The sequence below is a fragment of the Streptomyces sp. NPDC051582 genome (genome assembly GCF_040681715.1).
Lineage (GTDB): Bacteria > Actinomycetota > Actinomycetes > Streptomycetales > Streptomycetaceae > Streptomyces.
The window spans coordinates 113,349-130,162 of record NZ_JBFAZJ010000023.1; the positions used below are offsets into that span (position 1 = coordinate 113,349).

At 69.9% G+C, this 16,814-nt stretch carries 16 protein-coding genes; 8 read left to right on the forward strand and 8 right to left on the reverse strand.

Translation table 11 applies throughout. The annotated features are described in order from the left end of the window. Nucleotides 1-2 precede the first annotated feature (2 nt). The 3 genes from uraD to AB0M92_RS27200 form a co-directional block, all read right to left on the reverse strand. A complete protein-coding gene (uraD, locus tag AB0M92_RS27190) occupies nt 3-521 on the reverse strand; it encodes a 2-oxo-4-hydroxy-4-carboxy-5-ureidoimidazoline decarboxylase (RefSeq protein WP_366104921.1) in 519 nt (172 codons plus the stop codon). 153 nt (nt 522-674) lie between these two features. Next, nucleotides 675-1,058 carry a helix-turn-helix domain-containing protein gene (locus tag AB0M92_RS27195; RefSeq protein ID WP_366104922.1) on the reverse strand — a complete coding sequence of 128 codons (384 nt, stop codon included), beginning with the start codon at nt 1,056-1,058 and terminating at the stop codon, nt 675-677. Then, entirely contained in the window at nt 1,055-1,306 is a 252-nt protein-coding gene (locus AB0M92_RS27200) for a thiamine-binding protein (protein WP_078621981.1), read from the reverse strand. The genes AB0M92_RS27195 and AB0M92_RS27200 overlap by 4 nt, the downstream gene beginning before the upstream one ends. Before the next feature lie 126 nt (nt 1,307-1,432). Between AB0M92_RS27200 and AB0M92_RS27205 the strand changes: the two genes are divergently transcribed. The 3 genes from AB0M92_RS27205 to AB0M92_RS27215 all read left to right on the forward strand — a co-directional run bounded on the left by AB0M92_RS27205 (nt 1,433) and on the right by AB0M92_RS27215 (nt 4,897). Then, nucleotides 1,433-2,266: a TIM barrel protein gene (locus AB0M92_RS27205; RefSeq protein ID WP_366104923.1), complete on the forward strand. Its 834-nt coding sequence runs from the start codon at nt 1,433-1,435 to the stop codon at nt 2,264-2,266. A 75-nt stretch (nt 2,267-2,341) separates the two neighbouring features. Further along, nucleotides 2,342-3,232: a 2-hydroxy-3-oxopropionate reductase gene (locus tag AB0M92_RS27210; protein ID WP_366104924.1), complete on the forward strand. Its 891-nt coding sequence runs from the start codon at nt 2,342-2,344 to the stop codon at nt 3,230-3,232. Nucleotides 3,233-3,439: 207 nt separating this feature from the next. After that, complete coding sequence (locus AB0M92_RS27215) at nt 3,440-4,897, forward strand: catalase (protein WP_366104925.1); 1,458 nt, start codon at nt 3,440-3,442, stop codon at nt 4,895-4,897. A 399-nt stretch (nt 4,898-5,296) separates the two neighbouring features. Here the strand turns inward: AB0M92_RS27215 and AB0M92_RS27220 are convergent, their stop codons facing one another. After that, nucleotides 5,297-5,947: an ATP-binding protein gene (locus tag AB0M92_RS27220; protein ID WP_366104926.1), complete on the reverse strand. Its 651-nt coding sequence runs from the start codon at nt 5,945-5,947 to the stop codon at nt 5,297-5,299. 126 nt (nt 5,948-6,073) lie between these two features. Continuing rightward, a complete protein-coding gene (gene gcl, locus AB0M92_RS27225; protein ID WP_366104927.1) occupies nt 6,074-7,861 on the reverse strand; it encodes a glyoxylate carboligase in 1,788 nt (595 codons plus the stop codon). Between the two features lie 307 nt (nt 7,862-8,168). On the opposite strand from gcl, the gene AB0M92_RS27230 reads away from it, so the two are divergent. Continuing rightward, nucleotides 8,169-9,002: a hypothetical protein gene (locus AB0M92_RS27230; RefSeq protein WP_366104928.1), complete on the forward strand. Its 834-nt coding sequence runs from the start codon at nt 8,169-8,171 to the stop codon at nt 9,000-9,002. Nucleotides 9,003-9,119: 117 nt separating this feature from the next. Beyond that, on the forward strand, nt 9,120-9,611 hold the full coding sequence (locus AB0M92_RS27235) for a glutathione peroxidase (RefSeq protein WP_366104929.1): 492 nt from the start codon (nt 9,120-9,122) through the stop codon (nt 9,609-9,611). Between the two features lie 75 nt (nt 9,612-9,686). On the opposite strand, the gene AB0M92_RS27240 is transcribed toward AB0M92_RS27235, so the two are convergent. Then, on the reverse strand, nt 9,687-11,369 hold the full coding sequence (locus tag AB0M92_RS27240) for an AMP-binding protein (RefSeq protein WP_366104930.1): 1,683 nt from the start codon (nt 11,367-11,369) through the stop codon (nt 9,687-9,689). 45 nt (nt 11,370-11,414) lie between these two features. Beyond that, nucleotides 11,415-12,533 carry a winged helix DNA-binding domain-containing protein gene (locus tag AB0M92_RS27245; RefSeq protein WP_366104931.1) on the reverse strand — a complete coding sequence of 373 codons (1,119 nt, stop codon included), beginning with the start codon at nt 12,531-12,533 and terminating at the stop codon, nt 11,415-11,417. Between the two features lie 158 nt (nt 12,534-12,691). On the opposite strand from AB0M92_RS27245, the gene AB0M92_RS27250 reads away from it, so the two are divergent. The 3 genes from AB0M92_RS27250 (at nt 12,692) to AB0M92_RS27260 (ending at nt 15,387) form a co-directional block, all read left to right on the forward strand. Beyond that, nucleotides 12,692-13,864 carry a magnesium and cobalt transport protein CorA gene (locus AB0M92_RS27250; RefSeq protein ID WP_366104932.1) on the forward strand — a complete coding sequence of 391 codons (1,173 nt, stop codon included), beginning with the start codon at nt 12,692-12,694 and terminating at the stop codon, nt 13,862-13,864. Nucleotides 13,865-14,190: 326 nt separating this feature from the next. Further along, nucleotides 14,191-14,721: an SMI1/KNR4 family protein gene (locus AB0M92_RS27255; RefSeq protein ID WP_366104933.1), complete on the forward strand. Its 531-nt coding sequence runs from the start codon at nt 14,191-14,193 to the stop codon at nt 14,719-14,721. A gap of 81 nt (nt 14,722-14,802) precedes the next feature. Then, nucleotides 14,803-15,387: a hypothetical protein gene (locus AB0M92_RS27260; RefSeq protein WP_366104934.1), complete on the forward strand. Its 585-nt coding sequence runs from the start codon at nt 14,803-14,805 to the stop codon at nt 15,385-15,387. Nucleotides 15,388-15,559: 172 nt separating this feature from the next. Here AB0M92_RS27260 and AB0M92_RS27265 read toward each other — a convergent pair whose 3' ends face one another. Beyond that, entirely contained in the window at nt 15,560-16,696 is a 1,137-nt protein-coding gene (locus tag AB0M92_RS27265) for a hypothetical protein (protein ID WP_366104935.1), read from the reverse strand. Nucleotides 16,697-16,814 lie beyond the last annotated feature (118 nt).

Genomic DNA, 16,814 nt, shown 5'->3' on the forward strand with positions numbered 1-16,814 from the left:
GCTCACGCTCCTTCTTCTGCGAGTTCGACGAGGCGGGTCAGACGGATCCGGTTGATCTTCACCAGCTCGCCGCGGGCGATCTCCCGCTCGGCCTCCGGCGAATTGTCGATCCGGACCCTGACCGCGTCCCGCATGAACTCACCGGTCGCACCGGTGGCGCAGATGAGGAAGACGTGGCCGAACTTCTCCTGGTACGCCAGGTTCAGTTCGAGGAGCTCGGTCTTGAGCTCCTCCGAGGCGCCGGCCATGCCGCGCTGCTCGCGGGCGGAGGTCGGGTCTCCCGGCTTCGGCCGGCCGATCGGCGCGTGGCCTGCCATCGCCTCGGCCAGGTCCTCGGCGGTGAGCTCCGCCATGGCGGACTCGTTGGCCGAAAACAGGGCTTCGGAGCCGGCGAAGGGGCGCTGGGCGAGCAGCTTGCTCCCCCATGCCGAACTGGCGCACACCTCGTGCAGCTCGGCCGCGGCCGCACTGTCGTCCAAGGCGTTGAACCGGGTGAGACCCGGGGTCGGACTCGAAGTCACGGTAGGCCTCCGTGGCCTGTTGTTGCTTGACGGGCTGCGCATAGCTAACGCCCTCGACAACACGGCGTCAACACTTTGTTGAAACTTCCCGTACACAAAAGCCGCCGCCCGGATGAATTGGGCGGCGGCTCGTCACTATGGGTCAGGCGGATTTCACCCTTGGTTGCCTTTGTTGGCGTTTTCCCTGTTCAGGTAGTTGTAGACCGTGAAACGGCTTACGCCCAGGGCGCCCGCGACCGTCTCCACACCGTGCCGCACGGAGAAGGCGCCGCGCGCCTCCAGTATCCGTACGACGTCCTGCTTGGCCTTCCGGTCGAGCTGTGACAACGGTACGCCGTGGCGGCGTTCCAGCGCGGCCAGGATCCGCTCCAGCGAGTCGGACAGCTGGGGCAGCCGTACGGCCAGCAGGTCCTCGCCCTCCCAGCTGAGCACGACGTCGTCGGGCTGCGCCAGGGCCGGATCCATCAGCTCGCCGCCCATCGCGTCGACCAGGGGCTTGACCGCGGTGACGAACGGGTGGTCGCGGGGCTCGGTCATGGGGTGTCCTCCCCGATCACGTTGACCTGGAGCGAGACGCGGGTGGCCCCGGACTCCAGCGAGTCGCGCAGCAGCGCGGCCACCGCGGTCAGCACCGCGTCGGCGTCGCCCTCGGCGGTATTGCCGAACGGCCCCACGTCGACGGCGTCCAGCTGGGCCTTCTGGATGACCTCGCGAGCGGCCACGGCATGGGCGGGCGCCTCTTCGAGATCGAAGGGCTCGGTCGTGAACTCCACTCTCAATCGCACGCTGGTCAAGCTACCTCCCGGTCATGATTTTTCGGCAGTCCGGGCTTGACATCCACGCAGAAGCCCATGCAGTCTTCCATCAAGCAGAAACTAACTTCCGCAATACGGAAGGAGCGCACACCCCTCATGGGATACACGGACCAGCGCTTCGATGTGAACCTTTCGATCCTCTTCACGGAACTCCCGCTCCTGGAGCGTCCCGCGGCAGCCGCCGCGGCGGGCTTCACCGCGGTCGAGCTGTGGTGGCCCTGGATCGAGACCCCCACCCCCGCTCAGGCGGAGCTCGACGCCCTCAAGAAGGCTCTTGAGGACGCCGGCACTCAGCTGGTGGGCCTGAACTTCTACGCCGGCCGGCTGCCGGGCCCGGACCGCGGCGCGGTATCGGTACCCGGTGAGGAGTCGGACCGCTTCAACGCCAACATCAACGTGGCCGCGGACTTCGCCGCCTCGGTGGGCTGCAAGGCGCTGAACGCCCTGTACGGCAACCGCGTCGAAGGCGTGGACCCGGCCGTTCAGGACGAGCTCGCCCTGAAGAACCTGGTCGTGGCGGCTCAGGCCGCGGACCGCGTCGGCGCGATCCTGCTGATCGAGACCCTCAACAAGCCCGAGTCGCCGCTCTACCCCCTGGTGAGCGCCCCGGCCGGCATCGAGGTGGTGGACAAGGTGAACGAGGCCACCGGCCTCGGGAACGCCAAGTTCCTGCTCGACCTGTACCACCTGGCGATGAACGATGAGGACCTCTCCGAGGTCATCGAAAAGTACGCCGCCAAGACCGGCCACGTCCAGATCGCGGACAAGCCCGGACGCGGTGCCCCCGGCACCGGCGAGCTGCCCCTGGAGGAGCTGCTCGACCAGCTGAAGAAGGCCGGGTACGAGGGCTACGTAGGCCTGGAGTACAAGGCCGCCGACGCCGCCGCCTCCTTCGCGTGGCTGCCGGCCGGGGCCCGCGCCGCCCGGTAGGCGGACAAAGTCCGGGCGATCAGCCAGGCACCCCTCGCACTTTTCGTACGAAGCATTAAGAGAAGGACCCTCATCATGAGCACGCTCCCCAACATCGCCTGGATCGGCCTCGGCATCATGGGCTCCCCCATGGCCGAGAACCTCCTGAAGGCCGGCTACCCGGTCACCGGCTTCACCCTGGAGCAGGACAAGCTGGAGCGCCTGGCCGCCGCGGGCGGCAGCGCCGTCGGCTCGATCGCCGAGGCCGTCAAGGACGCCGACGTCATCATCACGATGGTGCCCGCCTCCCCGCAGGTCGAGGCCATCTCGTACGGCGAGAACGGCATCCTGGAGAACGCGAAGTCCGGCGCGCTGATCATCGACATGTCGTCGATCACCCCGCAGACCTCGATCGACCTCGCCAAGAACGCCGCCGAGAAGGGCATCCGCGTCATCGACGCCCCGGTGTCCGGCGGCGAGGCCGGCGCCATCGAGGCCGTCCTGTCGATCATGGTGGGTGGCGAGAAGGCCGACTTCGACGCGGCCCTGCCGATCCTCGAAACCCTCGGCAAGACCATCGTGCTCTGCGGTCCGCACGGCTCCGGCCAGACGGTGAAGGCCGCCAACCAGCTCATCGTCGCGGTCAACATCCAGGCGTGCGCCGAGGCCGTGGTCTTCCTGGAGAAGTCCGGCGTGGACCTGAACGCCGCCCTGGACGTCCTCAACGGCGGTCTGGCCGGCTCCACGGTGCTGACCCGCAAGAAGGACAACTTCCTGAACCGCGACTTCAAGCCCGGCTTCCGGATCGACCTGCACCACAAGGACATGGGCATCGTCACCGACGCCGCCCGCAACGTCGGTGCGGCCCTCCCCGTCGGCGCGGTCGTCGCCCAGCTGGTCGCCTCGCTGCGCGCCCAGGGCGACGGCGGCCTGGACCACTCCGCCCTGCTCCGCGCGGTCGAGCGCCTCTCCGGCGCCCAGATCTGAGCGCCTCCCCTCTCGCAGGGGCCCTGAGTTTCCGGATGGTGCCGGTGCTGACACCTGTCCTGTCGCGCCCAAGCGCCGGCACCGTCCGGATCACCTCTCTCCATCTTTGTTCAACAAACTGTTGACGCTGCGTTCGGCCTGAAATTAGGCTGTTCCGCATGACGGAAGACGCTTTCCGTCAGCAGGTTTCCCGTACGGAAGGTCACCATGTCGAAGCGCACGCTGACGACCGAGTCCGGCGCCCCGGTCGCCGACAACCAGAACTCCGCCACCGCCGGCGTCGGTGGCCCGCTCCTGATCCAGGACCAGCAGCTCCTGGAGAAGCTGGCCCGCTTCAACCGGGAGCGCATCCCGGAGCGCGTGGTGCACGCCCGCGGCTCGGCCGCGTACGGCCACTTCGAGGTGACCGACGACGTCACCGCGTACACCAGCGCCGCGTTCCTGAACACGGTCGGCAAGAAGACCGAGACCTTCCTGCGCTTCTCCACCGTCGCCGACTCGCTCGGCGGCGCGGACGCGGTCCGCGACCCGCGCGGCTTCGCGCTGAAGTTCTACACCGAAGAGGGCAACTACGACCTCGTCGGCAACAACACCCCGGTGTTCTTCATCAAGGACCCGATCAAGTTCCCCGACTTCATCCACTCCCAGAAGCGCGACCCCTTCACGGGCAAGCAGGAGCCGGACAACGTCTGGGACTTCTGGGCGCACGCCCCCGAGGCGACGCACCAGATCACCTGGCTCATGGGTGACCGCGGCATCCCGGCCTCGTACCGTCACATGAACGGCTACGGCTCGCACACCTACCAGTGGACGAACGCGCAGGGCGAGGCCTTCTTCGTCAAGTACCACTTCAAGACGAACCAGGGCATACGCTGCCTGTCGGGCGAGCAGGCCGCCGAGCTCGTCGGCAAGGACGCCAACTCGCACCAGACCGACCTGCTCCAGGCGATCGAGCGCGGCGTGAACCCGAGCTGGACCCTCTACGTCCAGATCATGCCGGCCGCCGAGGCCGCGGACTACCGCTTCAACCCGTTCGACCTCACCAAGGTGTGGCCGCACAGCGACTACCCGCTGCACCGCGTGGGCCGCCTGGTCCTCGACCGCAACCCGGACAACGTCTTCGCCGAGGTCGAGCAGTCCGCCTTCTCCCCGAACAACTTCGTCCCGGGCATCACCGCCTCGCCGGACAAGATGCTCCAGGGCCGACTGTTCGCGTACGCCGACGCCCAGCGCTACCGCCTCGGTGTGAACCACACCGTGCTGCCGGTCAACGCCCCGAAGGCGGCGAAGGCCGACAACTACGGCCGCGACGGCGTCATGGCGCTGCGCAACGGCTCGCGCCACGACAAGAACTACGAGCCCAACTCGTACCAGGGCCCGGCCGAGACCGGTCTGGCGCTGGGCGCCCCGAAGGCCGTCTCCGGCTACACGGGCACCCACGAGGCCCCGGCCCACACCAAGGACGACGACTTCTTCCAGGCCGGTGAGCTCTACCGCCTGATGTCGGATGCCGAGAAGCAGCGCCTGGTGGCGAACATCGCCGGCGGCCTGTCTCAGGTCACCCTGGAGGACGTCATCGAGAAGAACCTGGCTCACTTCCACGCCGCGGACGCCGACTACGGCCGCCGCGTCGAGGAGGCCGTCCGCGCCCTGCGCGACGCCTGAGCCGCTGAGCTGCACCGGGGACCTGGCGGGAGGTCAGGTCCCGGGTGCCGAGCCCGAGCCGCGGACCCGGATGAGGGGTGGTACGCGGTGAGGGCAGGACGAGGACCGCGACGGGCGTGTGAGCCAGTGCGGTGGTAATGGGGGCCGAGGCCCGTCTCTTGACCTGAGGGAGACGACGCCGGAGCTCTCGTCACCGCCCGTCGCGGTCCCAGCCAATCCCCTTCAGTACGGGGGGCCGTACGGGGGCTGCGCACGGAGTCCCCCGCACGGAGTCCCCCGCACGCAGGTCGCCACATACTCCGCCCGGCGGCGCGAACGTCCTGTCGCGCCAGCCTCGCACCGTCGGGCGGTCACACTCAAAGCGCCGAGTCACGGACGGTCCCGTGACTCGGCGCTTTGTCATGCCCGGCGGTCGTCGATCTCCACCGACAGGCACGGCCACGTGGTCGCGAGGACGGCCGGATCGACGAGTGCCGGTGCCGGTGCCGGTGCGCCGCCCGCGCCCGCCGCGCGTACGGGCTCCGGCCCGGAGGGGCTGAAGTGGACCGTCGTACCGGTCGTACCGTCATCGGCGATCGGTGTCAGGCCGGTGGTGGGAACGCCGTGTTCGTAGCGCTGGACCCAGGCCCCGCCCGCCCTGCGGTTGGTGTGGACGAGCCAGTCGCTCAGGGCCGCCACGACGGACATGCCGCGGCGCGGGTGGCCGTCGGGGAGGACCTGCGCGCCCGGGTGGTCGAAGAACCGGAGGTCCTTCGTCGCCATGACCGGCTTCTTCACCGGCCGGCCCCGATCGTCGAAGCGGGTGTCCGTACCCCGGCCCTCGTCCGCCACGGACACCGAGCCGTCGGGGTGGAGCGTGACCGTGCAGCGCCCCGCGCCGGAGCACTCGGCCTCGTCGGCCGCGTAGGCGAGGACTTCGAGGAGCAGGTGGCGAAGGCCGCCGGGGGCGAACACGGCCCGGTCGCGGCGGATGGCGGCGAGGTGGTCGGCGTCCACGGACCGGGTCCAGTCGTGCGTCGTGTTGCGCCAAGAGGCCGTTGATCTGTCCATCGGAGCAGTATGCCGACCCGGTGCCGATCGGCGGCCCGGCACCGGCACAGGACGCACGAGAGCGGCCCCCGCCCCTCCGCGAGGAGGAACGGGGGCCGCTCGTACGCTGCGAACTGCGAACCGACGTCAGGCGGACAGCGGGCGGATCGCGGTCGGGGCGTGACCCGGCTCGGTCGCCAGCTCCTCGAACTCGGTGACGTCGCTCATGTCGACCGTCTTGCTCATCGAGATGTTGGTGACGCGCTCCAGGATGGCCTCGACGACGACCGGGACGCTGTACTCGGCGGCCAGCTTCTTGGCCTCCTCGAAGGCGGCGCCCAGCTCGTTCGGGTCGGTGACGCGGATCGCCTTGCAGCCCAGGCCCTCGACGACCTTGACGTGGTCGACGCCGTAGACGCCCAGTTCCGGCGCGTTGATGTTCTCGAACTCCAGGTTGACCTCGAAGTTGATGCCGAGGCCGCCCTGCGCCTGACGGATCAGGCCCAGGTAGGCGTTGTTCACGAGGACGTGGACGTACGGGATCTTGTGCTGCGCGCCGACCGCCAGCTCCTCCAGCATGAACTGGAAGTCGTAGTCGCCGGAGAGGGCGACGACGGGGGTCTGCGGGTCGGCGGTGGCGACACCCAGCGCGGCCGGGATGGTCCAGCCGAGCGGGCCGGCCTGGCCGCAGTTGATCCAGTGGCGCGGCTTGTAGACGTGCAGCATCTGCGCGCCGGCGATCTGGGAGAGGCCGATGGTGGTGACGTAGCGCGTCTCCGGGCCGAAGGCCTTGTTCATCTCCTCGTAGACCCGCTGCGGCTTCATCGGGACGTTGTCGAAGTGCGTACGGCGCTGCAGCGAGCCCTTGCGCTCCAGGTGCGAGGCGACCCAGGCGCTGTAGTCGGGCAGCTTGCCCTCGGCCTTGAGCTCCTTGGCGACCTCGATGAACAGCTCCAGCGCGGCCTTGGCGTCGGAGGCGATGCCGAAGTCCGGGGCGAAGATCTTGCCGATCTGGGTGGGCTCGATGTCGACGTGGACGAACTTGCGGTCGCCCAGGTACGCGTCGAGGTTGTAGCCGGTGTGGCGGTTGGCCCAGCGGTTGCCGATGCCGAGGACGAAGTCCGACTCCAGGAACGTCGCGTTGCCGTAGCGGTGCGAGGTCTGGACGCCGACCATGCCGGCGGCGAGCTCGTGGTCGTCCGGGATGACGCCCCAGCCCATGAGGGTGGAGATGACCGGGACGCCGGTCAGCTCGGCGAACTCGACCAGCAGGTCGCAGGCGTCGGCGTTGATGATGCCGCCGCCGGCGACGATCAGCGGGCGCTCGGAGTCCAGCAGGAACCGGATCGCCTTCTCGGCCTGGGCACGGGTCGCACGCGGCTTGTAGACCGGCAGCGGCTCGTAGGTCTCCGGGTCGAACTCGATCTCGGTCAGCTGGACGTCGATCGGCAGGTCGATGAGGACCGGGCCCGGACGGCCGGAGCGCATGAGGTGGAAGGCCTGCTGGAAGACGCCGGGGACCTGCGCGGCCTCCAGGACGGTGGTCGCGGCCTTGGTGACCGGCTTGGCGATCGAGGCGATGTCGACGGCCTGGAAGTCCTCCTTGTGGAGCTTCGCGACCGGAGCCTGACCGGTGATGCACAGGATCGGGATGGAGTCCGCGATGGCCGAGTACAGGCCGGTGATCATGTCGGTGCCGGCGGGGCCGGAGGTGCCGATGCAGACGCCGATGTTGCCCGGGTTGGTGCGGGTGTAGCCCTCCGCCATGTGGGAGGCGCCCTCGACGTGGCGGGCGAGGGTGTGGCTGATCCCGCCGACGTTCTTGAGCTCGCGGTAGAACGGGTTGATCGCGGCGCCGGGCACGCCGAACGCTTGCGACACGCCCTCGCGCTTGAGGATCTCCACTGCAGCGGCGGCGGCTGTCATACGAGGCATCGAGTTCTCCTGCGGGTCAGGCGGTGAGGCGGTCAGGCGGTCAGGCTGCTTCCGGATTCCGGACTTCCAGCGGGTTTCCGCAATCCGGAAGTTTTGTTCTGCTATACGGAACAAGCTAAGCGGCGAGTCACGGCACGTCAAGCAGCTGCGGGACCCCGGAACGCACCAAAAGCCGCGTGTCGCGCAAGCGACTTGTACGAACGACCGGGACGCGGCGGAATATCAGCGGAAAATCGAGGGCACGCCCGCCCCGTCGGTGGCGGGTGGTGGAGCATGGATCCACGCAGAGCGACGGAGGGCAGTACTCATGGCGGATGCGGTACCGGTGCGCTGCCCGGCGTGCCTGCGCGAGAACGACTACGCCGCCCCGGTCTTCCCGTGCGCGTGCGGGAGTCCGGTCGTCCCGCCGCTGGACATGGCGGCGCCGCCCGCGCCGCTGACGCACCGCACCTGGTCCGACACGTGGGTGGCGGTGCGCTGCGCGCCCTGCGGGCGGGTGAGCGAGTGGCCGCACCCGGAGCTGGGGTGCGCGTCGTGCGGGACGGTGGCGCGGATTGCGGTGCACCCGGTGGATCCCGGGGCGCCCGGGGCGCCCGCGCCGGGTGGCGGCGTACGGAAGGGGCCGCGTCCGCGTCCGGACGTACGGGGAGCACAGGGAGAAGGGGGAGATGGGGGAGACCTGCGGGGGCCTGTACGGCCCGGTCCGGGGGGCTCCGGCGGCCCCGGCGGAGCCGGCTCGGCGGCTGCCGGGCGGCGGCCCGCGTTCCGCCCGGTGACCATCCGTACCGCCCGGGACGCGGTGGCCACGGCCACGCTGTACCTGCGGTGGCTCGGCTTCCAGGACGTCCGCCGACCGGACGGGCGGCCGATCCCCTCGGCGGCCGTGGACCTGCGGGCCCCGGGGCTGGTGGCCCAGGTGGACCCGACCACGGCGCCGGCCGGGCTGCGGGCCGTGGAGTGCGTCTGGCTGAACGGGCTGACGGCCTCCGCGACCAGCGTCTACTTCTCGCTGGCCGGGTACACGCAGGACGCCCGTTCCCGTGCGGACGATCTCGGGATACCGCTGTTCGTCATGGACCTCACGGGCATGCCGCAGCCGGTCAACGACGCGGCGGACGTACTGCTGGACTCGGGGGCGTAGGGCGGTTCGCGGGGCCCGGTCGGCCCCGGCCCACCGCCTCGGTCGGCCCGCGGGGCAGGACGTAGGCTCGGAGCACATGGCGGAACACGTATCCGTATCTGTGCCGAGGAGAGCCCGATGAGCCTGTACGACATCCCGCTGACCACCCTGTCCGACGAGCCCACCAGCCTGGCGGCCCACAAGGGCAAGGCGATCCTGCTGGTGAACACCGCCTCGCAGTGCGGTCTCACCCCGCAGTACTCGGGACTGGCCCGCCTGCAGTTCACGTACGAGGCGAAGGGCTTCACCGTCATCGGCGTGCCCTGCAACCAGTTCGGCGGCCAGGAGCCCGGCACCGCCGACGACATCGCGACCTTCTGCGCGGCCGGCTTCGGCGTGACCTTCCCGATGCTGGAGAAGACCGAGGTCAACGGCGAGAACCGGCACCCGCTCTACCAGGAGCTGGTGAAGACCGCGTACGCCGACGGCGAGGCGGGCGAGGACATCCAGTGGAACTTCGAGAAGTTCCTGATCTCCCCGGCCGGCGAGGTCGTGGCCCGCTTCCGGCCGGGCGTCGAGCCGGAGGCCCCCGAGGTCATCGCCGCGATCGAGGCGCAGCTGCCGGCGTAGCGGATCACACGGGTCGGGGGCGGGGCCGCCTGGTGGCGGCCCCGCCCCCGCTGCTTTCGTAGCGCGCCCCGGCCCTCAGCCGAGGTCGGCCTCGTCGTACTCCGCCCCCGAGCCGGCGGCGGTCAGCTCCCGCAGCTCCACGCGGCGGATCTTGCCGGACACGGTCTTGGGCAGCTCCGCGAACTCGATGCGGCGGATCCTCTTGTACGGGGAGAGCACGGCGCGGGAGTGCGCGAACAGCGCCCGCGCGGTCTCCGGGCCGGGCTCCCAGCCGGCGGCGAGCGCGATGTACGCCTTCGGCACGGCGAGGCGCAGCGGGTCGGGGGCCGGCACCACGGCGGCCTCGGCCACGGCCTCGTGTTCGAGCAGCGCGCTCTCCAGCTCGAACGGGCTGATCTTGTAGTCGGAGGCCTTGAAGACGTCGTCCGAGCGTCCGACGTAGGTGAGGTACCCGGCGTCGTCGCGCGAGGCGATGTCCCCGGTGCGGTAGAGCCCGTCCGCCATGGCCTCGGCGGTGCGCCCGGGGTCGTCGCGGTAGCCGGTCATCACCCCGGCGGGGCGGGTGCGCAGATCCACGCAGAGCTCTCCCTCGTCCGGGGACTCCTTGCCGGTGACGGGGTCGAGCAGCACGATCTCGTACCCGGGCGCCGGACGCCCCATCGAGCCGGGCTTGACGGGGACGCCGGGGAAGTTGCCGATCTGGAGCGTGGTCTCGGTCTGGCCGAACCCGTCGCGGATGGTGACGCCCCAGGCCTCGCGGACCTTCTCGATGACCTCGGGGTTGAGCGGCTCGCCCGCGGCGACGGCTTCGCGGGGCGGGGTGCGCAGCTTGGTGAGGTCGGACTGGATCAGCATCCGCCACACCGTGGGCGGGGCGCAGAAGGTGCTCACGCCGTGCCGGTCCATCTCCGCCATCAGGCGCTCGGCGTCGAAGCGGGCGTAGTTGTGGACGAAGACGGTGGCGCCGGCGTTCCACGGGGCGAAGAGGTTGGACCAGGCGTGCTTGGCCCAGCCGGGCGAGGCGATGTTGAGGTGCACGTCGCCGGGGCGCAGGCCGAGCCAGTACATGGTGGAGAGGTGCCCGATGGGGTACGAGGCGTGCGTGTGCTCGACCAGCTTGGGGCGGGCGGTGGTGCCTGAGGTGAAGTACAGCATCAGCGGGTCGGTGGCCAGGGTCTCGCCGTCCGGGCTGAAGTGGGGGTCGGTGGCGTACATGTCCTCCAGCCGCCGCCATCCGGTGGGTACGTCCGCTCCGGCGGCGATGCGGGTGTAGGTTCCGGGGACCTCGTCGAACTTGCCGGTGTCCTCGGCGCGCACGATGACGTGGCGTACGTTGCCGCGCTCGATGCGGTCGCGCAGGTCCGCCGCGCCGAGCAGGGGGGTGGCGGGGATGACGACGGCGCGGAGCTTCATCGCGCCGAGCATGACCTCCCACAGCTCGCGCTGGTTGCCGAGCATGACCAGGACCCGGTCGCCGGCCGCGACGCCCTGGTCGCGCAGCCAGTTGGCGGCGGAGGCGGACCGCACGGACAGCTCCGCGAAGGAGACGGACCGGCTGGTGCCGTCCTCCTCCACGATGCGCAGGGCGTCGGCGCCGTTGCCGTCGGCGATGCGGTCGAACCAGTCCAGGGCCCAGTTGAAGCGCTCGGGGCGGGGCCAGGTGAATCCGGCGTGGGCGGCTTCGTAGTCCCCGCGGCGTTCGAGCAGGAAATCGCGTGCGGCCAGGAACGCGGCGGTGGCGCCGGTGTTGTGCGTCATGGAAGGCATCGTGCCGTGCCGCCCGTACGCCCCACCAGAGCGGCGTCAGCCGTGGATTGACCCGAAGCGCACGGAGGGACGCCGGCCGGTCCCCCCGGTCTCGCCCATCTCGGTGATCATGCGCTCCCCTTCGGCGACGATCTCCTCCTTCTGCCCCTTCGAGACCCTCCCGAACAGCTCGACGGCGATCGACGCCTCCTCCCCCTTGTCCTCCCACCGCCACAGCCCGGCGACGAAGCCGTCCACGAGGAGGGTGCGGTGGGCCTGGTTCCCCGTCCAGGTGCGCCCCTTGAGCTCGGCCGGGACCACGCGGGTGCGGTCGGCGTGGGAGAGCAGCAGGTTGTCGAACTCCGGGAGGAAGCGGGGCGGGGCCGGGGTGCCGGCGTCGGGGCGGGGCGCGTCGGGCAGGTCGAACAGCTCGACGCCGTTCTCGTCGCGGAAGGCCGCCAGCCGGGGTCGCAGCCGCTCGAAGACCTCGCGCAGCCGGGTGAGTCCGGCCCAGGTCTGCATGTCCTTGACGGAGGCGGGTCCGAAGGCGCCGAGGTAACGCAGGACGGCGTCGTCGACGGCGTGCGGCGGCGGCCCTTCGCCCGGCGGCCGTCCGAGCCACTGCTCCAGGGTGGTGAGCCGTACCTGCCCGCTGCGCCCCCAGACCCCGCGCGGCGTGACCTGGACGAGCGGCAGCCGGCAGCGCGCGGCGACGGACAGGGACTGCGGGTCGGCGCCCGGCCAGTAGGCGAGCAGCTCCTCGCGGATCTCGCCCATCGTGCGGGGTTCGGCCTCGACGAAGGTACGGGCGAGCTCGCCGAGCCGCTCCAGGTCCACTCCGGCGAGGCCCTTGCGGAAGGCGCCCACCTCCCGGTCGCGGGCGGGCTGGACCAGTGGGCGCAGGGTCAGCGCGTCGTGAGCGGTATGGGTGTGGATGGTGGACCGCATGGTGACCATCCGGACCACCTTGCGGGACTCCATCAGCTGCGCGAGCGCGTCGGGGCGGAACCCTTCGAGCCGGGCGTGCAGCTGGAAGTACGGCGGTTTCACGTTCTGCGCCTGGAGCCCGAGCAGGTGCGCGACGGCTTCCTCGGCGCTGAGCGCGGCGCGGCTCAGGAGCAGTTGGCGCGCGAGCGTGGCACGGTTCAGTGAACGGGTGTCGAGTACGGAGCCCATGCAGGCAAGCTACCCGCACTCGCGGACGGATTCAGTCCGCAATGGGCGGGGCAGAAGCAGCCACAGACTTGCCCATACCCTCCCGAACCCTCCTACCCCTTCCGATATCCTTCCCGTTGCCGACCGTAAAGATGTCCGACTGGGGGAGCTGACCTGCGATGCCGGAGCGCCCGGACCACCGACACCGCCGCCCCGCGCCCTCCGGGAAGCGGACCGGCTGGCGCCGCCCCGCGCCCCCGCCCGCCGCGCCCCCCGCCTCCCGGCCGGCCGACCCGCGGCCCGCACCGGCCTCGGCCGCTCCCCCGGACCACCGCAGCGTGATCGACTCCGCCGTCTACCGCGACGGCCGGCGCATCGCCTCCCCCGCGACCCTCGCGGAGACGTTCCGCCGGCTGCGTGAGGAGCCCGACGGCATGGCCTGGATCGGCCTGCACCGCCCGACCGAACCGGAGCTCCACTCACTGGCCGCCGAGTTCAACCTCCACGAGCTCGCGGTCGAGGACGCCCTGGAGGCCCACCAGCGCCCCAAGCTGGAGCGCTACGGCGACACCCTCTTCGTCGTCCTGCGCGCGGCGCGCTACCTCGACGCTTCGGAGGAGGTCGAATTCGGCGAGCTGCACGTCTTCCTCGGCCCGGACTTCCTGATCACGGTCCGCCACGGCGCCGCCCCCGACCTCTCCGCGGTCCGCCGCCGCATGGAGGAGACCCCGGAACTCCTCGACCTCGGCCCCGAGGCGGCGCTGTACGCGATCCTCGACGCGGTGGTCGACGGCTACGCCCCCGTCGTCGCGGGCGTCCAGAACGACATGGACGAGATCGAGACGGAGGTCTTCCGCGGCGACCCGGAGGTCTCGCGCCGCATCTACGAACTCTCCCGCGAGATGGTCGAGTTCCAACGCGCCACCCGCCCCCTGGTCGGCATGCTCCACGCCCTGATGGCGGGCTTCGCGAAGTACGGCACGGAAGAGGAGCTCCAGCGCTACCTCCGCGACGTGGCCGACCACGTGACCCACACCAGCGAACGCGTGGACGGCTTCCGCCAGGCCCTGACCGAAATCCTGACGGTCAACGCCACCCTGGTCTCCCAACAACAGAACGCCGAAATGCGAGCCCTGGCCGAAGCCGGCTTCGAACAGAACGAGGAGATCAAGAAGATCTCCTCCTGGGCCGCCATCCTCTTTGCACCCACACTCGTGGGAACCATCTATGGCATGAACTTCGAGGACATGCCGGAACTGAAATGGGCAGGCGGCTACCCCTTCGCGATCCTGCTGATGGCAGTGGTCTGCGTGAGCCTGTACGTCATCTTCAAGAAGCGCGACTGGCTGTAGACCGCACACCAGCGCCGTTGATCAACTTAGCTCTTGCGAACGCAAAGAATTGGCCCGCAGGACCCCCGGGGAGAATCTGGGGAGAATCCGCAGCCCACCCATGTCGGGCGCTCCCCGGACCTTGGGGCCAGCTCTCCCGCACCGCCGACCACCTTCGACGGCACGCGATTGCGGAGGGTAACGACAACGGGTGGCACAGCAGATGCTGTGCCACCCGTTGTTGCGACCAGGCCTGTCCTGTCTCCCCCGACGACTACAAGCCGGCAGTCCTCCAACGACCCTGCCCGTGGGGCGTCGATGTCCGACCCCCTGTCTAGCCTGTCTCCGTGAAGCCCACCGATGACCGACAGTTCCCCGCCGCGCTCGCCACCGCGATGACCGTTCGATTCGACTACGCCGATGGGAAGACCGGGGTCGACTTCGAACCCTTCCCGGCCTTCCTGTCCGCTGCCGAGACCACCGACTGGTTTCAGGCGTGGACGGGGAACAGCGAACTGGACGGCAACGACTTCCGGGTGTTCGGGCAGGACGGCACGGGCGGGTACGCGGCGATCTGGCTCATCCGCCCGAACCGCCCTCTGGCCGACCAGCCCATCGTCTTCCTCGGCTCGGAGGGCGAGACCGGCGTCGTAGCACGCGACCTGGGCGACTTCCTGTGGCTACTGGCCGACGGCTTCGGCCCCTGGGAAGCCGCCACCTCCTACGAGCCCGACTGGCAGGCCCACCCCAATCCGGAGCTGGCAGCCATCGCCCAAGGATTCGCACCGCACCAGCACCGGTCGGCGGCAGCCGCGATCAAGCTGGCGACCCAAGAGTTCCCCGACTTCGACGACACCATCATGGACCTCTGCCGCTGAACCCAGCGCGGTCGATTGCGGACATTCGCCCGCGCCCCGGACCGCCCTCGCCGCATTCGAGCGCCTCTGTAGCCTCTGGCCATGAGTCATGAGGAAGACGAGGACGAACTGATCCTGGAGGCCCGCGCGATGCTGGCCGTCGGACGGAACGCCGAAGAGGTCTTCGTCGCACTGGCCGCGCGCAGCTGCGGCTGGGGGGCCTCCGCCTTGGTCATGTGTCTGGCCCTCGGAGTCCCCCGGACTGACGCCGAAGCCCGAATCCGCGAGGCTCGACCCCTCTTCGAGGAGTTCGCGGTGGGCGAGGACGACCTCGTCGCCTCGGTTATGGCCTTCGTGGACGTGTTCGTCGTGGACGGGGTGCTGGACGCTCACCAGGAGCGGATCCGCGACCTTTTGGGGACTGCAGCCGGCGCCCGCGGCGGCTTCCCCGGCAGCCTCCTCGCGTGGTTCCGTAGCGGGGAACTCACGAACCTCTTCGTGTACTTCGCGAAAACGCGGTTCCGGGACGGGCGGGGCTCGCCCCCCGACTTCTGGGCGGCCATGGTGGCGGCCGGGGAACTACTGGTGACCGAGGACGGCCCCGACCGGGCTGAGGTGACAGCGGGGCTGGAGCACTGCCGGGCACCGGCAAGCTCCATAGGTGCGGGACGTCAGGTGCGGCCCTGAGAGAGGACGAGGCCCTCGGATACGTACTCGGGCACCGTGCCGAGCAGTGCGGGCCCTACGTCTGGGGGGCCAGGGCACGGCGAAGTGACGTGACCTGGTGGGGCCACTTCGATCGGTCCGAACAGCACCTCCGCGTCCGCCGTGCTTCCGTCGCATCAGGGAACGGGGCGGATCACACTGCGGCCGTGTCCGGTTCGTCTGCGGCCGATGGGTGCACGGGCCTACCGGGGTTGAACGGTGTGAACCAGGCGCCGAACGCCATGGGTGCAGTGCCGAGGGCCGATCCCACCGCGCCCTCGTCGATCCCGTCCATCGAACCGTCGTACAGCCACTCGTGGTCCATGTCCTCGTAGACGTTGTCGGCGAAGGCTTCTAGAGCGTTCGAGACTCCGTCGTCGAGCAACCCGAACAACTCCAGCGTGACGGTCGTCTGGCTCAAGAGCAGCCTCAGGGCAAGTTCCTCTGCGACGCAACTCAACCGGTCGAAACTGCCGTTGGTGAAGCGGGTGGTCATGGCGATCACGGTCACCAGGAAGCGGCGGGCGAATCGGGTGTCGTACTGGAGGACGTACCTCTCGGGCAGGTCCTCCAGGTGCCACAGAGGGCCGTCGCAATCCCCTACGTTGCTTCCCTCCTGCTCCAGCGTGTGCACGTCCTCGAACAGCTCGTCGATCAAGACGTCGGTGGCGTAGATCAGTGCGCCGGCGGCCAGCATGGCGTCCTCGGGCGCGACTGCGAAGCCGTAGTCGTCGCCGTCCTCCTCCCCGGGGTCGTCCCGCACACCGAACATCACTGGTGGAAAGGAACGCAGCTCGTCCGCCAGCACGAGCATCCGGGCGCGCACTTCCTCGGCCTTCGCTTGCGCGTCGCACTCGCCTCCTTCGGCTGCTGCGGGCGGCTCAGCATGACGGGCTTTGCGGGCCGCGGGGTCGTCCGGCGGGCCGTCCGGGCCGTCGGCGGCGGCGAGGCTCTCCTGGGTGAGCTCAGGGTGCAGTTCGACTTCGCACCGCTCGACCGTCCAATCCGCGAGCAGCTCGGAGCGCCGAAGCACTTCGCTCACGACGTCCCGGACGGCGTCCTCCGCGAATTCCAGCGCCTCTGCGTCGACGAACACCTTGAGCAGTGCCCCGCCCGGATACACGCCCACGATCGTGTCGAGGAGTTCGACCTCCATGCCGTCCGGCCCGTCGATGCCGTCGACCGAGGCGAAGCCGCTCTCGATCAGCGCGACGGCCCCGGCACGCTGCAGCGGGTCCATCTCCGGAGTTCCCTCCGAGATGCAGATGTCTACGGTCACTACGTACGTCACGTGTCCGAGCCTGGCAGACGGAACGGAGCCGAGGGAGAGAATCGAAGTGGTTCGTCAAGCCGTCGCCCCACGAAGGCGACTGCCACCTCTAAGGACTCTGGCACCATACGGGGGCGTG

Coding starts and splice junctions, on each gene's coding strand:
- AB0M92_RS27195 (WP_366104922.1), bottom strand. CDS start 1,058: ATGACCGAGCCCCGCGACCACCCGTTCGTCACCGCGGTCAAGCCCCTG.
- AB0M92_RS27205 (WP_366104923.1), top strand. CDS start 1,433: ATGGGATACACGGACCAGCGCTTCGATGTGAACCTTTCGATCCTCTTC.
- AB0M92_RS27210 (WP_366104924.1), top strand. CDS start 2,342: ATGAGCACGCTCCCCAACATCGCCTGGATCGGCCTCGGCATCATGGGC.
- AB0M92_RS27215 (WP_366104925.1), top strand. CDS start 3,440: ATGTCGAAGCGCACGCTGACGACCGAGTCCGGCGCCCCGGTCGCCGAC.
- AB0M92_RS27220 (WP_366104926.1), bottom strand. CDS start 5,947: ATGGACAGATCAACGGCCTCTTGGCGCAACACGACGCACGACTGGACC.
- gcl (WP_366104927.1), bottom strand. CDS start 7,861: ATGCCTCGTATGACAGCCGCCGCCGCTGCAGTGGAGATCCTCAAGCGC.
- AB0M92_RS27230 (WP_366104928.1), top strand. CDS start 8,169: ATGGCGGATGCGGTACCGGTGCGCTGCCCGGCGTGCCTGCGCGAGAAC.
- AB0M92_RS27235 (WP_366104929.1), top strand. CDS start 9,120: ATGAGCCTGTACGACATCCCGCTGACCACCCTGTCCGACGAGCCCACC.
- AB0M92_RS27240 (WP_366104930.1), bottom strand. CDS start 11,369: ATGACGCACAACACCGGCGCCACCGCCGCGTTCCTGGCCGCACGCGAT.
- AB0M92_RS27245 (WP_366104931.1), bottom strand. CDS start 12,533: ATGGGCTCCGTACTCGACACCCGTTCACTGAACCGTGCCACGCTCGCG.
- AB0M92_RS27250 (WP_366104932.1), top strand. CDS start 12,692: ATGCCGGAGCGCCCGGACCACCGACACCGCCGCCCCGCGCCCTCCGGG.
- AB0M92_RS27260 (WP_366104934.1), top strand. CDS start 14,803: ATGAGTCATGAGGAAGACGAGGACGAACTGATCCTGGAGGCCCGCGCG.